We start from the raw sequence: 13,245 nt of genomic DNA, 5'->3' as shown, positions 1-13,245 counted from the left end.
ACAAGGGCGCATGGCCGACCTTCCGTCCGACCGCGACGTGCTGATGGATATCCTCGCCTTCCACCTGGAAGCGGGGGTCGATGTCGCGCTCGGCGAAGAGCCGGTGGATCGATTCGCCGAAAGCGCCGCCGAGGTGCGCACTGCCGGCGCCGCGCCCGGACGGCCCCGCCCCGCCGCAGCGGCCGCAGCGTCTTCCGCGCTGCCGCCCCCACCGGCGCCGCCGCCTTCCGCCATGCCGGCACCCGCCGGCCGGGGGATGCCCGCACGGCCGCCGGCCGCGCCGGCCGAGACCGGTGCCCCACCACCTCCCGACATCGCCGCCCTCGATGCCCGCGCGGCGGCGGCCAGTGCCGCCAATCTCGACAGCTTGCGCGTCCTGCTCGAAGGCTTCGACGGCTGCCCGCTGAAGGCCACGGCGACCCGGCTCGTCTTCGCGGACGGCAACCCGCAGGCACGCATCATGTTCGTGGGCGAGGCGCCGGGACGGGAGGAGGACATCGAGGGCAAGCCGTTCGTCGGCCGCTCGGGCAAGCTGCTGGACCGGATGATGGCGGCCATCGGGCTCGACCGCGGCTCCGCCTACATCGCCAATGTCGTGCCATGGCGGCCGCCCGGCAACCGCACGCCGACGCCGCAGGAAACCGCCATCTGCCTGCCCTTCATCCGCCGGCAGATCGAGCTGGTGAACCCCGATGTGCTGGTGTGCCTCGGCGGGCCTTCGGCCCAGACGCTGCTCGGCATCACCGATGGCATCACCAAGGCGCGCGGGCGCTGGCTGGACTACCAGACCGGCCGGCGCTCCATCGCCGCGCTGGCGACCTTCCATCCGGCCTATCTGCTGCGCACGCCGCTCGGCAAGCGGATGGTGTGGCGCGACTTCCTCGCGATCCGCCGCCGGCTGGAAGAGACCCGCAACGGTCGCATGTGAGCCCATTCGGGCCGCGGCTCGACGAACGCCTCCGCCTAAAGGCTCGGACAATCTGTCTTCCCAGATTCATTCCAAGGCGCCAGCTTACAGCGTAAGGTGAGCCGGTCGGTGCGGCAGACGGTGGGGCCGCGTCCTGTTTGCAGGAGCATGCGATGGATTTCGACCCCATAATATTGGCGCGCATCCAGTTTGCCTTCACCGTCTCCTTTCACGTCATCTTCCCAGCCTTCACCATCGGCCTGTCCGCCTATGTGGCTACGCTGGAGGTGCTGTGGCTGGTGACCGGCGCCGAGCGCTACCATCGCATCGCGCGGTTCTTCACCAAGATCTTCGCCGTCTCGTTCGCGATGGGCGTGGTTTCCGGCATCGTGCTCTCCTACCAGTTCGGCACGAACTGGAGCCGTTTCGCCGACGTGGCGGGCAACGTCATCGGCCCGCTGATCGGCTACGAGGTGCTCACCGCCTTCTTCCTCGAAGCCACCTTCCTCGGCATCATGCTGTTCGGCTGGAATCGGGTACCGAAGGGCCTGCACGTTTTCGCCTCGCTCGCGGTCGCGTTCGGCACCGCGACCTCGGCGTTCTGGATCCTCTCGGCCAATAGCTGGATGCAGTTTCCGGCCGGCCACGAGGTGCGCGACGGCATCGCCTATCCGGTCGACTGGCTGCAGGTCATCTTCAACCCGACCTTCCCGCTGCGTTTCGCCCACATGGTGACCGCGTGCTACCTCACCACCGCCTTCGTGGTGCTGGCGGTCGGGGCGCGCTATGTCGTCGCCAACCGCTACCCCGAGGATTCCCGGACCATGATCCGCATGGCGCTGGGGCTCATCGCCATCCTCGCGCCGGTGCAGGCCTTCATCGGCGACTCCCACGGCCTCGTCACGCTGCAGCACCAGCCGGCCAAGATCGCCGCCATCGAGGGCCATTGGGAGAACGAGCCGGGTGCGCAGGGGGTGCCGCTCGTCCTGTTCGCGATTCCCAACGAGGCCGCCGAGAAGAACGACTACCAGATCGCCATTCCCCATCTCGGCAGCGTCATCCTCACCCATAGCTGGGACGGGACCTTCCAGGGACTGAAGAGCTTTCCCGCGGAAGACCGGCCGCCGGTCGCCATTCCCTTCTTCGCCTTCCGCATCATGGTGGGCATCGGCCTGCTGATGATCCTGATCGGCTGGGCCGGGCAGTTCCTGCTGTGGCGCCGGCGGCTGTTCGACACCGACTGGTTCCTGAAGCCGGCGCAATATGTCTGGCCGCTCGGCTTCCTCGCCATCATCTCCGGCTGGTTCGTCACCGAGGTCGGCCGCCAGCCCTGGGTCGCGACCGGCATCCTGCGGACGGTTGATGCCATCTCGCCCGTGCACGGCTGGGCCGTCGCCCTCACCCTGGCGCTGTTCGTCGCCGTCTACGGCATCGTGTTCTCGATGGGCATCTACTACATCAACCGCCTGATCGTGCGCGGCCCCGCCGGGTCCTCGATCGAGCCTCCGCCGCGCGACATCCCGCCCGGCAACCGGCCGCTGGCGGCCGCCGGCCACGCCGCCCGTGACGCCATCATCAAGCCCGCGGAGTGAGTCATGGACATCAGCGCCGGCATGGAACTCTATCTCCCGGTCATCTGGGCCCTGCTGCTCGCCGTCGCCATCGCGATGTATGTGGTGCTGGACGGGTTCGACCTCGGCATTGGCATTCTGTTCCCGTTCGCCAAGGACGAGCGCGAGCGCGACCAGATGATGAACTCCGTCGCCCCGTTCTGGGACGGCAACGAGACCTGGCTCATCCTGGGTGGCGGCGGCCTGCTGGTCGCCTTCCCCCGCGCCTATGCCATCGTCATGCCGGCGCTCTACCTGCCGGTCATCTTCATGCTGCTGTCGCTGGTGTTCCGGGGCGTCGCCTTCGAATTCCGCTGGGTGGCCGACACCAGCCGGTTCCTGTGGAACATCGCCTTCACCGGCGGCTCGACGCTGGCGGCTTTCTTCCAGGGGGTCCTGCTCGGCGGATTCGTGCAGGGACTGAAGGTCGAGAACGGCGCCTTTGCCGGCGGCCCGCTGGACTGGGCCACCCCGTTCGCGCTGCTGTGCGGGCTTGGGGTGGTCGCCGGCTACGCGCTCATCGGGTCCGCCTGGCTGGTGATGAAGACCGACGGCGCCACCGCGGCCCGCGCCCGCAGCCACGCGCTCAGGCTGCTGCCGGCGGTGCTCGCCTTCATGGCCGTGGTGAGCGTGTGGACCCCCCTCGCCTTTCCCCGCATCGCCGAGCGCTGGTTCACCACGCCGAACCTGTTCTACCTCGCGCCGGTGCCGCTGGTGACGCTGGCGCTCGCCTATGGCGTCTGGCGCTGGCTGGCGAAGGGCAATGAATACCTGCCTTTCCTCGGGGTCATCGGGCTTTTCCTGCTCGGCTACGCCGGCATCGGCATCTCGATCTTCCCCAATCTCGTGCCGCCCTCGCTCACGGTGTGGGACACCGCGGCGGCGCCGGCCAGCCAGATCTTCATGCTGATCGGCACCATCTTCATCCTGCCGCTGGTGCTGTGCTACGTCGCCTTCGTCTACTGGATCTTCCGCGGCAAGGTGCGCGAGGGCGACGGCTACCACTGAGCGCCATGCGCGAGCGGCGGGCGCAGGCGCCCGCCACCGGGCATGTCGTTCAGCCATGCAGCGCGTTGGCGCCGAAGTAGAGAAACTGCCGGTCGAAGCCGGCGACGGAGGCCGGATCTAGCGTCAGGGTCGGCTTGTCGAGCCGGGTCTTTGCCGTCTGGCTGTCGACCCAGGCATCGGCCGTCTGCAGGGTGCTCAAGGTCGAGGACACCCCGGCAGCGAGATAGTGGGTGGGGATGACAACCTTGGGCTTCAGGCGGTCGATCACCGCGTTGCCCTGCTCATAGCTGAGAATGTGCTGCGAGCCATCCACCGGCAGGGTCAGCACGTCGATGCGTCCCCAGCGCGTCCACACGTCGTCCGGCGGATTGTGGCGGTTATCGCCCCAGATGAGGATACGCAGGCCGCCCGTCTCGACGACATAGCTCACATTGTCGAGGTGGCCGGGATTGTTCGGCGGATAAGGGTCGGCGCCGAACTCCTTCACCGCGTCGATCCACTTATACCAGCCCGGCGCATCGGTGGCATGCTTGTCGGCGATGCCGGTGATCGTGACGTCGGCAAAGTTCCAAGTGCCGACAAGGCGATCGAGCAGCGTGGTTGCCTCCAGCCGATCCAGGGCGTCGTGATCGAAATGGGCGTGCGTCGACAGCCCGACATCAACCTTCACCTTCGGGAACTCCTTCGGAAACCACAGCCCCCAGGCGCCCGACGGGTCATTGCGCCAGGGATCGAACAGCAGGGTCAGCCCGGCCGGCGTGGTGACGCGGAATGCGGTGTGGCCGAAATAGTCGATCGTGACCGGGCCCGCGGGCGGCGTCCCGCCTTTTTGCAGGTCGAGCACATGGTTGTTGTTGCCGGCCTGCTTCCAGGCCACCGACTGGGCCGAGGCCGGGCTGGCGAGCAGCCCGCCACCAGCCACCGCCGCCGACGCCCCCGCAGCCGCCAGCTTCAGAAAGCCGCGACGTCCCTCGATGTCATGCGTCATCCAAATCTCCCCTAAAAATATATTTAGTTTATCTATTATGTAATTTATTTGCGATAAATCAATCGGGGCGGGTGGCCGCTCCGCCGGTATTGTGATGTTAGAAACGCGCTGCCAGTGCCGGGCGGGCCAGCCGCTCAGCCCGGGTCGGAGCCAACGGCGAGCCGGGCGCGGATCGGCGCGAAGCTGGTGCGGTGGTGGCGGCAAACGCCGAGCGCTTCCAGCGCCTGCTGATGCTCGGGCGTGCCATAGCCCATGTGCCGCTCGAAGCCGTAGCCGGGATGGGCGCTGCCGAGAGCGGCCATCAGCCGGTCGCGGGTGACCTTGGCGACGATGGAGGCCGCCGCGATCGAGGCCACCAGCCCATCGCCGCCGATGATGGCGCGGGCGGCACAGGAGACGGGCGGCACGTCACGGCCGTCCACCAGCAGCAGCCGCGGCCGGCAGGCCAGCGCCTGCGTCGCCCGGGCCAGCGCCCACAGCGTCGCCTGACGGATGTCGTGGCCGTCGATGCGGGCGGGCGGGGCGAAGGCCACCGCCACCTCGGCCGTCGCGCAGATGCGGTCGAACAGCGCCTCGCGCTGGGCCGCGCTCAGCTTCTTGGAGTCGTCCAGCCCCTCCGGCACCCGGGCGGGATCGAGCACCACCGCGGCCGCGACCACCGGTCCGGCCCACGGACCCCGCCCCACCTCGTCCGCCCCGGCCACCGGCACCTCGCCCGCCTGCCAGGCCGCCTGCTCATGGGAAAAGTCCGGCCGGGTGCGCGCCGGGCGCGGCGAGGCGCCGATCTTCGCGGTAGCAGCGGCCTTGGCGGCGCGGGAACGGGGCGGCTTCACAGGCGACTCCTCGGCTGAATCTCCGGCAGGGTGCGTCGCATCACCGCCGGATGCAACCTCGGCCCCAGGGAACCCGGCGTCGCGTCTTGATGTCGCCTCTCGGCTGCCCGACAAGACAGCAAAGGGATGGTATCGGCATGGATTGGTCGCAGCGCATCGCGGAATTCGTCACGCTCTGGGTCGTCATCGATCCGCTCGGGACGCTGCCGGTCTTCATGGCCGTGACCATGGGGTTGAGCGCGGCGGAGCGGCGCCGCACGGCCTGCCTCTCCGTGCTGATCTCGTTCGGCGTGCTGCTCTTCTTCGTCTTCGGCGGCCACTGGCTGCTGCAGAATGCCGGCGTGTCGATCAATTCGTTCCAGATCGCCGGCGGGATCGTGCTGTTCCTGTTCGCGCTCAGCATGATCCACGGCAACCACCTGACCGACGTGAACCCGACCACCGACGTCAGCCCCTCCGACATCGCGATCTATCCCCTTGCCATCCCCTCCATCGCCAGCCCCGGCGCGATGCTGGCGGCGGTGGTGTTGACGGACGACGCGCGCGACAACCTGCCCTCGCGGCTGGCGACCATCGTCATCATCGCGCTCGTGCTGCTGGCGACGCTGGGCATCCTGCTGGGGGCCGGGCGCCTCTCGCGGCTGATCGGGCGCGGGGGCGCCTCGGTCATCAGCCGGGTGATGGGGATGATCCTCGCCGCCCTCGCGGTCGATCTCGTGCTGACGGCCTTCGCCCGCTGGCTCTCGCTGCCGGACATCTGAGCCTACGGGAGGCGGCCGGGAAGACGGCAGCGCCCGAAACGAAAAGGGCGCGGCCGAAGCCGCGCCCTTGGGTCGTATGAAGGGTCTTCGCGAAGGTGGACCCCGGCCGGAGGGCCGGGGCGCGCCGTCTCAGAAGTCCATGCCGCCCATGCCGCCGCCGCCCGGCATGGCCGGGGCCCCGCCCGCGGGCTTCGGCAGGTCGGCGATCATGGCCTCGGTGGTGATCAGCAGGCCGGCGATGGAAGCGGCGTCCTGCAGCGCGGTGCGCACGACCTTGGCCGGGTCGACAATGCCAACCGCGATCATGTCGACGAACTTCTCGGTCTGGGCATCGAAACCGAAGTTCTGGTCGTTCGACTCCTGCACCTTGCCCACCACGATCGAGCCTTCCACGCCGGCATTCTCGGCGATCTGGCGGATCGGGGCTTCCAGCGCGCGCAGCACGATCTTGATGCCGGCGGTGATGTCGGGATTGTCGGAGGTCAGGGCCTGGACGGCCACCTTCGCCCGCAGCAGCGCGATGCCGCCGCCGGGAACGATGCCTTCCTCGACCGCCGCGCGGGTGGCGTTCAGCGCGTCGTCGATGCGGTCCTTCTTCTCCTTCACCTCGACCTCGGTCGCGCCGCCGACGCGGATCACCGCGACGCCGCCGGCGAGCTTGGCCAGACGCTCCTGGAGCTTCTCGCGGTCGTAGTCCGAGGTGGTCTCCTCGATCTGCGCCTTGATCTGGGCGACGCGGCCCTCGATGTCGGCCTTCTGGCCGGCGCCGTCGACGATGGTGGTCTTCTCCTTCTCGATCACCACCTTCTTGGCGCGACCGAGCATGGCGAGACCGACGCTCTCCAGCTTGATGCCGAGGTCTTCGGAGATGACCTGGCCGCCGGTGAGGATGGCGATGTCCTCGAGCATGGCCTTGCGACGGTCACCGAAGCCGGGCGCCTTCACCGCCGCGACCTTCAGGCCGCCGCGCAGCTTGTTGACGACGAGCGTGGCCAGGGCCTCGCCCTCGACGTCCTCGGCGATGATCACCAGCGGCTTGCCGGACTGGACGATCTGCTCGAGCACCGGGAGAATCGGCTGCAGGGCGGAAAGCTTCTTCTCGAAGATCAGGAGGAAAGCGTCCTCGAGATCGACGACCATCTTCTCGGCATTGGTGATGAAGTAGGGGGAGAGATAGCCCCGGTCGAACTGCATGCCCTCGACGACGTCGAGCTCGGTGTCGGCCGTGCGGGCTTCCTCGACGGTGATCACACCCTCGTTGCCAACCTTCTGCATCGCGCCGGCGATCATTTCGCCGATCGAGGCATCGCCATTGGCGGAGATGGTGCCGACCTGGGCGACCTCGTCGGTGTTCTTCACCTTCTTGGCGCGCTTGCTGATGTCCTTGATCGCCTCGGCGACCGCGAGGTCGACGCCGCGCTTCAGGTCCATCGGGTTCATGCCGGCGGCAACCGCCTTGGCACCTTCCCTGACGATAGACTGCGCGAGGACGGTGGCGGTGGTGGTGCCGTCACCGGCGAGGTCGTTGGTCTTCGAGGCAACCTCGCGCACCATCTGGGCGCCGAGATTCTCAAACCTGTCCTCGAGCTCGATCTCCTTGGCGACGGTGACGCCGTCCTTGGTGATGCGGGGAGCGCCGAAGCTCTTCTCGATCACGACATTGCGGCCCTTGGGGCCGAGCGTGACCTTCACCGCGTTGGCGAGGATGTCGACGCCGCGCAGCATCTTGTCGCGGGCTTCGCCCCCGAACTTTACGTCTTTAGCAGCCATGTGCCGAACTCCTGGTTGTCGAAGGATGGGAGTGACAGCGGCGCCACCGGGGCGCCGCAGGGCGTCGCGATCAGCCGACGACGCCCAGGATGTCGGACTCCTTCATGATCAGGAGGTCCTGACCGTCGATCTTCACCTCGGTGCCCGACCACTTGCCGAACAGCACGCGGTCGCCCGCCTTCACGTCGAGCGGAACCAGCTTGCCAGCCTCGTCGCGCGCGCCGGAACCAACCGCGAGCACCTCGCCCTGCGACGGCTTCTCCTTGGCGGAATCCGGAATGATGATGCCGCCCGCGGTCTTTTCCTCGGCGTCGAGGCGCTTCACCACGATGCGGTCGTGCAGGGGGCGGAAATTCAGCTTGGACATTGTTGACATCCTCAGGTCGTCGCGCGCCTGCGGCGCATCGGGGTCGCTCGGCAGCTATGTTAGCACTCCTTCATTCGGAGTGCCAAAGCCGAGGCGGAGATAGGCAGACCGGGGAGGAGTGTCAAGCATGCCGCGCGGGCAACGCGGGCGGACAACAAAACGCCCGGCCGGGACGACCGGCCGGGCGCAACCCTAAAGCGCTGAAAGCGGCGGAAATCAGCCGACCTTCTTGATCGACTTCTCGACCGACGCCTTGATCGGCTCGGCGGTGTCGGTGGCGACCTTCTGGGCGATGATCGAGAGCTCCTTCGCCTGGGCGGAGAGCACATCGAACTGCTTGCGCAGGTGGCTGGTCGACAGTTCCACCGCCTCGGAAACGTTGCGGGCGGCGAGGAGCGCGCCGAAATAGTCGAACGCCGCGTTCACATTGGTGCGCAGGGATTCCAGCGCGACGGTGTTGTACTCAGCCGCGCCCTTGGTGGCGGTGGCATAGGTGTCTTCGAGGAGGTCGGTGGTTTCCTCGGCGCTGGACTTCAGCTTCTCATAGGCGTCGCGCGCGTTCTGCACGCTCTTTTCAGCGATTTCGCGCATCACCGCCGGCACTTCGAAGCTGGCGGGATCGAACTTCGGCACACCGGCCTGGAAGGGGAAGGCCGGCTTGGGGGTCAGGGTTTCGGGAGCGTCGGTCATCGGAGTCACCTCGGGTCGCGGCATGGGGAACGAAGGGCTCGCCGACCGCACCCGCGGCGCGACGGTCGGCCCCTGCATCCGGCAAGCGCCCTGACTGGACCCCGCCGTCTACGTCTCATTAATTGTGCATTGCAGCGTGATATTGCAATGCACAAAATGTGGTTCGTCGCGATTTTTTCTGCACGATCTTTCCGGCGGGCCGGACGGTTGCCGGATGGCGAGCCCCTTGGGTCAGGCCGGCTGGCCGGGCGGGCGCGCATTCCGGCGGGGGCCGCGCTTCACGGCAGGCGCCGGATGAGGCGCGGCCTCGACCGTTCCTCCCGTCTCCGCCACACCCTCGTCCGGGGCGGGCACCTCGGCGGATGGAATCTCCGCGGACGCGGCGTTGGCGGCAGGGGCCGGCTCTGGCGGCTCCGTAGGCTCAGCGGCCGGCTCTACCGGCGCGGAGGCGGCAGCCGCGGGTTCAGGGGCAGGTTCAATCGGTTCGCCGGGATGGCCCGCCTGCGCGGCCAGACGCGCGGCATGCCGGGCCGCGAAATCCTGGTTGAGCTTCACCCATTCCGGCAGGGTCCGGGCCCGGGCGAGCTGCGCGGCAAAGTCGAAGCCAGCGGCGACATTGGCCTCGATCAGCTGCATCGTGGCGCGGCTGGCCTCCCGGGCCTGCTCCTGAAGCCGGTCGGTGCGCTGCTCGCCATTGTCCAGCGCCCGATGCGCGACCAGGATCAGGCTGTCCACCGCCTGGCGCGCCTGGGTGAGGCTGGCTTCGACAATGGTGCGAAGCTCCTTCGGCAAGTCCATCTCTCCGGGAGCCTTCGCTTCCCCGGTCGCTTTCGTGTCGGGTCCGTCGGCCATGCTTTCCTCCCGGAACAGGCGGGATGGCGCGCCGCGCGAGGCCGCTTACCGCATGGATGGCTTCCTTTTCGTCACGTTAGATCGTCGGAAAGAAGAAGCAAGCGCTTTGCGCGCGGATTCTGGTCGCGAGCGGTTAACCGCTTCGCGTGAAGATATGTCGGGAGTCCCGACTCGCCATGGTGTCAGCCTCGTGCGGCCACTATGGTGCTCAGGCGGCGGCTCCAGCCGGAGGCGGCCCACGCGCCCTTCCCGGACGTTCCCGACACGATGAAGCAGCGCACCCCGTTGGCATGACCCGCTGGACCGATGATCCCACCCCGCCCTCGCCGTCACAGACGGACGAGGCGCTGCGCGCCGCGGCCGGCGACCGGCTTGCCGGCGACGGGGCCGCCGTGCTCGTGCGCGCGGACGGCGTGGTCATCGGCGCGACAGCGGCGGCGCGGGCACGGGGCACCCGCACCGGGGCGCTGCCGGCCGACACGGCGCGCGCAATCGCCCGCATCGCCGCGACGCTGCGCCTGGACCACCCCCCGCGGCTGGAGCGCATCCGCCTGCCGGGCCGGCTGGTGGCGGAAACCTTCGCCTGCTCGCTGGTGACCACCGGGCCAGCACGCGCGGTTCTTCTCGCCACGCCCGAGATGCCGTCGGCCGGGCGCGCGCCGACAACGGTCGCCCCGCCCGTCATCGAACCTCGCGCCGCCGGCGCCGCGCCGCCCGCCGTGGCGGCCGGCACTTCAGCCGGCAGGGAGCCCGCGGCCGTTCGGACGGCGCCGCTCCCGCGCGCTCCCGCGCCGATACCCGCGACCGAGACGCCCCCTGCCGGCCGCTCGCGCGCCCTCACCCGCTTCATCTGGCGCACCGGCCTCGACGGGCGCTTCCGTTTCGTCGATCCGCTGCTCGCCGCCGCGCTGGGTCGCCCCGCCGACACGCTGGCGGGCAGCGACTGGGACGAGCTGGGCGCGCCGCGGGTGCAGGATCGGGTCCGCGCCGGCGCCAGCTTCACCGGCGTGCGGGTCACGCTGGCCGGCCGGCTCGGGACGCTGGATGCCGAGGTCGGCGGCGCCCCCATTCGTGGCGAGGGCATGCGGGGCTTCGGCCTGCTGCTCGCGCAAGCCTCACCCGCACAGGCCGCTCCCGCACAGGCCGCTCCCGCACAGGCCGCTCCCGCACCCGCGCCGGAAGCCGCCCCGGCGCCGGCCGCCGCGTCCTCGCCATCGGAGGCGCCCGGCACGCCCGCCCCCACGGCACCGCCGGTCCGCGTCGAGCCGTCCCCCTCGCCCGCCACCGCTGCGGTGGAGGAAGCGCCCGCGCGTCCGGCGCCGCCGCCCCTACAGGAGACGCCACCCCCGCCGCCCGTGACCGTGGCAACGCCGGACCTGGCGAGCGCCGCTCCCCCTGCTCCGGCGCCGGCCTCGCCCGCCCCTGCGGACGAGACGCCTGCACCTGCGGGGACCGCGCCGAGGCCGGAACCCGGGCTGGCGGCCCCCCCCGCCGGGGAAGCGTCGCCGCGCGTGACCCTCAGCACGCTCGCGCCCATCAATGTCATCCCGCTGCGCTCCGGCGCCGGCGACCCCAACCGGCTCGACGCGGCCCGCGCCTCCTGGGCCGGGCTGACCGCCGGGGAGCGCAACGCTTTCCGGGAGATCGCCCGGGCGCTCGGCGCGCGGCTCGAAGGAGCGGATGACGACGACCACGAGACCTTCGAGCCGGAAGCGGAAGCGCCGGAGCCGTACCCGGCCGAGGACGACGCCGCGCTGAGCCCGCGCGACCAGACCCTGCGCTCGCTGGAGGAGGCGCTGCGCCCGGCCACAGCACGTCACGCGGCACCGCAGCCATCGGCGACGCAAACGTCGACAGAGCCGCCCTCGACGCCGTACCCGCCGACGGCTCCCGGGGCGCGCGCGCCCGAGGCCGGGTTGCAGCCGCCGGTTCCGGCCAATGACGGCCTGCGCCGCACCCTCGTCGGCGGCGAGCGGCCGATCCTCGACCGGCTTCCCTTCGGGGTCGCCGTGCAACAGGGCGACCGCCTCGTCTACGCCAACCGCACTCTGCTCGGCTGGACCGGTCATGAGGGCCTCGCCGCGCTGGAAGCTGCTGGCGGGCTGGCGAGCCTCTTCACCGAGGCGGGTGCCGCCACCGACGGCGAGACCGAAGCGGACGGCCCACGCAGCGTCTCGCTGGCGGGCCCCGGCGGCGAAGCCCTGCCCGTCGAGGTGCGGCTGCTTTCCGTGCCGTGGGATGGCGGCACGGCCCTGCTTTATGTGCTGCGGCGGGTGGTGCCGACACCTCTGGCGGACGAGAGGGTGCGTCAGGCCGAGCTCGCCCTGCGCGCAGCGGAAGCCACGGCGCGCGAGCTGCGCTCCATCCTCGACACCGCGACCGATGGCGTGGTGCTGATCAACCGTGCCGGCACCATACTGAGCTTCAACCGCTCGGCCGAAGCGCTGTTCGGCTTCGAAGCCGCCGAGATCCAGGGCGAGGCCTTCACCCTGCTCTTCGCGCCCGAAAGCCACCGTGCCGCCATCGACTATCTCGACGGCCTCGCCACCAACGGCGTCGCCAGCGTGCTGAACGATGGGCGCGAGGTGATCGGGCGGGAGCGGGAGGGCGGGCTGATCCCGCTGTTCATGACCATCGGTCGGGTCGGCGAGGAGGCGGACAAATACTGCGCCGTCCTGCGCGACATCACCCAGTGGAAGCGGGCGGAAGAGGAACTGACCGAGGCCAAGCGCAATGCGGAGAAGGCGAGCCTCGCCAAGTCCGACTTCCTGGCGAAGATCAGCCACGAGATCCGCACGCCGCTCAACGCCATCATCGGCTTTTCCGAGGTCATGGTGGGCGAGCGCTTCGGGCCGATCGGCAATGAGCGCTACCGCACCTATCTGCGCGACATCCACGCCTCCGGCGAGCACCTCATCTCGCTCATCAACGACCTGCTCGACCTCTCGAAGATCGAGGCCGGCAAGCTGGACCTCGCCTTCACCAGCGTGGCGCTGAACGAAATCATCCAGCAATGCATGGGCATCATGCAGCCGCAGGCCAATCGCGAGCGCATCATCATCCGCTCGTCGCTGGCCGCCGAACTGCCGCCGGTGGTGGCCGATGCCCGCTCGATGCGCCAGATCGTGCTGAACCTGGTGTCCAATTCCATCAAGTTCACCCGGCCCGGGGGGCAGGTCATCCTCTCCACCGCGCTGACCGAGCTGGGCGAGGTGGTGCTGCGGGTGCGCGACACCGGGATCGGCATGTCGGAAGCCGACATCGCCACGGCGATGGAACCGTTCCGGCAACTGCCGACCTCGGTGCGGACCACGACCGAGGGCACCGGCCTCGGCCTGCCGCTGACCAAGGCGCTGGCAGAGGCCAACCGCGCCACCTTCAGCATCCGCAGCGCGGTGGATTCCGGCACGATGGTCGAGATCACCTTCCCCTCGACCCGGGTGCTGGCGGAATAGGCCG

The 13,245-nt window shown here is 69.5% G+C and carries 11 protein-coding genes; 5 read left to right on the top strand and 6 right to left on the bottom strand.

Going from position 1 to position 13,245, the window contains the following annotated elements; translation table 11 throughout:
- Positions 1–10 precede the first annotated feature (10 nt).
- The 3 genes from KHC27_RS10240 (at position 11) to cydB (ending at position 3,525) form a co-directional block, all read left to right on the top strand.
- Entirely contained in the window at positions 11–928 is a 918-nt protein-coding gene (locus tag KHC27_RS10240; protein ID WP_213338587.1) for a uracil-DNA glycosylase, read from the top strand.
- A 152-nt stretch (positions 929–1,080) separates the two neighbouring features.
- Entirely contained in the window at positions 1,081–2,499 is a 1,419-nt protein-coding gene (locus tag KHC27_RS10235; protein ID WP_213338585.1) for a cytochrome ubiquinol oxidase subunit I, read from the top strand.
- Between the two features lie 3 nt (positions 2,500–2,502).
- Positions 2,503–3,525: a cytochrome d ubiquinol oxidase subunit II gene (gene cydB / locus KHC27_RS10230; protein WP_281417025.1), complete on the top strand. Its 1,023-nt coding sequence runs from the start codon at positions 2,503–2,505 to the stop codon at positions 3,523–3,525.
- A gap of 49 nt (positions 3,526–3,574) precedes the next feature.
- On the opposite strand, the gene KHC27_RS10225 is transcribed toward cydB, so the two are convergent.
- On the bottom strand, positions 3,575–4,513 hold the full coding sequence (locus tag KHC27_RS10225) for an MBL fold metallo-hydrolase (RefSeq protein WP_213338583.1): 939 nt from the start codon (positions 4,511–4,513) through the stop codon (positions 3,575–3,577).
- 134 nt (positions 4,514–4,647) lie between these two features.
- Complete coding sequence (locus KHC27_RS10220) at positions 4,648–5,346, bottom strand: ribonuclease HII (RefSeq protein WP_343210884.1); 699 nt, start codon at positions 5,344–5,346, stop codon at positions 4,648–4,650.
- A 137-nt stretch (positions 5,347–5,483) separates the two neighbouring features.
- Here KHC27_RS10220 and KHC27_RS10215 point away from each other — a divergent pair, with 137 nt between their 5' ends.
- A complete protein-coding gene (locus KHC27_RS10215; protein ID WP_213338581.1) occupies positions 5,484–6,107 on the top strand; it encodes a MarC family protein in 624 nt (207 codons plus the stop codon).
- Positions 6,108–6,236: 129 nt separating this feature from the next.
- Here KHC27_RS10215 and groL read toward each other — a convergent pair whose 3' ends face one another.
- The 4 genes from groL to KHC27_RS10195 form a co-directional block, all read right to left on the bottom strand.
- Positions 6,237–7,877 (bottom strand): chaperonin GroEL, encoded by a 1,641-nt coding sequence (groL, locus tag KHC27_RS10210; RefSeq protein ID WP_213338579.1) that lies wholly within the window; start codon positions 7,875–7,877, stop codon positions 6,237–6,239.
- A 70-nt stretch (positions 7,878–7,947) separates the two neighbouring features.
- A complete protein-coding gene (groES, locus tag KHC27_RS10205) occupies positions 7,948–8,244 on the bottom strand; it encodes a co-chaperone GroES (RefSeq protein ID WP_213338578.1) in 297 nt (98 codons plus the stop codon).
- Positions 8,245–8,460: 216 nt separating this feature from the next.
- Positions 8,461–8,934: a phasin gene (locus KHC27_RS10200; protein WP_246519799.1), complete on the bottom strand. Its 474-nt coding sequence runs from the start codon at positions 8,932–8,934 to the stop codon at positions 8,461–8,463.
- A gap of 231 nt (positions 8,935–9,165) precedes the next feature.
- The gene (locus KHC27_RS10195; RefSeq protein WP_213338573.1) at positions 9,166–9,786 is read right to left on the bottom strand and encodes a phasin family protein; all 621 of its coding nucleotides are present in this window, start codon (positions 9,784–9,786) and stop codon (positions 9,166–9,168) included.
- A 290-nt stretch (positions 9,787–10,076) separates the two neighbouring features.
- Between KHC27_RS10195 and KHC27_RS10190 the strand changes: the two genes are divergently transcribed.
- Positions 10,077–13,241, top strand: a complete 3,165-nt coding sequence (locus KHC27_RS10190; RefSeq protein ID WP_213338571.1) for a sensor histidine kinase — start codon at positions 10,077–10,079, stop codon at positions 13,239–13,241.
- Positions 13,242–13,245 lie beyond the last annotated feature (4 nt).

Origin of the sequence: Ancylobacter lacus, assembly GCF_018390635.1 — a bacterium.
Lineage (GTDB): Bacteria > Pseudomonadota > Alphaproteobacteria > Rhizobiales > Xanthobacteraceae > Ancylobacter > Ancylobacter lacus.
Note: the sequence above shows the minus strand (reverse complement) of the source record. Positions and strands in the feature narration are given on the sequence as shown.

Excerpts from the sequence above, each read along its gene's own strand:
- KHC27_RS10240 (WP_213338587.1), top strand. The coding sequence starts at position 11 with ATGGCCGACCTTCCGTCCGACCGCGACGTGCTGATGGATATCCTCGCC.
- KHC27_RS10235 (WP_213338585.1), top strand. The coding sequence starts at position 1,081 with ATGGATTTCGACCCCATAATATTGGCGCGCATCCAGTTTGCCTTCACC.
- cydB (WP_281417025.1), top strand. The coding sequence starts at position 2,503 with ATGGACATCAGCGCCGGCATGGAACTCTATCTCCCGGTCATCTGGGCC.
- KHC27_RS10225 (WP_213338583.1), bottom strand. The coding sequence starts at position 4,513 with ATGACGCATGACATCGAGGGACGTCGCGGCTTTCTGAAGCTGGCGGCT.
- KHC27_RS10215 (WP_213338581.1), top strand. The coding sequence starts at position 5,484 with ATGGATTGGTCGCAGCGCATCGCGGAATTCGTCACGCTCTGGGTCGTC.
- groL (WP_213338579.1), bottom strand. The coding sequence starts at position 7,877 with ATGGCTGCTAAAGACGTAAAGTTCGGGGGCGAAGCCCGCGACAAGATG.
- groES (WP_213338578.1), bottom strand. The coding sequence starts at position 8,244 with ATGTCCAAGCTGAATTTCCGCCCCCTGCACGACCGCATCGTGGTGAAG.
- KHC27_RS10200 (WP_246519799.1), bottom strand. The coding sequence starts at position 8,934 with ATGACCGACGCTCCCGAAACCCTGACCCCCAAGCCGGCCTTCCCCTTC.
- KHC27_RS10195 (WP_213338573.1), bottom strand. The coding sequence starts at position 9,786 with ATGGCCGACGGACCCGACACGAAAGCGACCGGGGAAGCGAAGGCTCCC.
- KHC27_RS10190 (WP_213338571.1), top strand. The coding sequence starts at position 10,077 with ATGACCCGCTGGACCGATGATCCCACCCCGCCCTCGCCGTCACAGACG.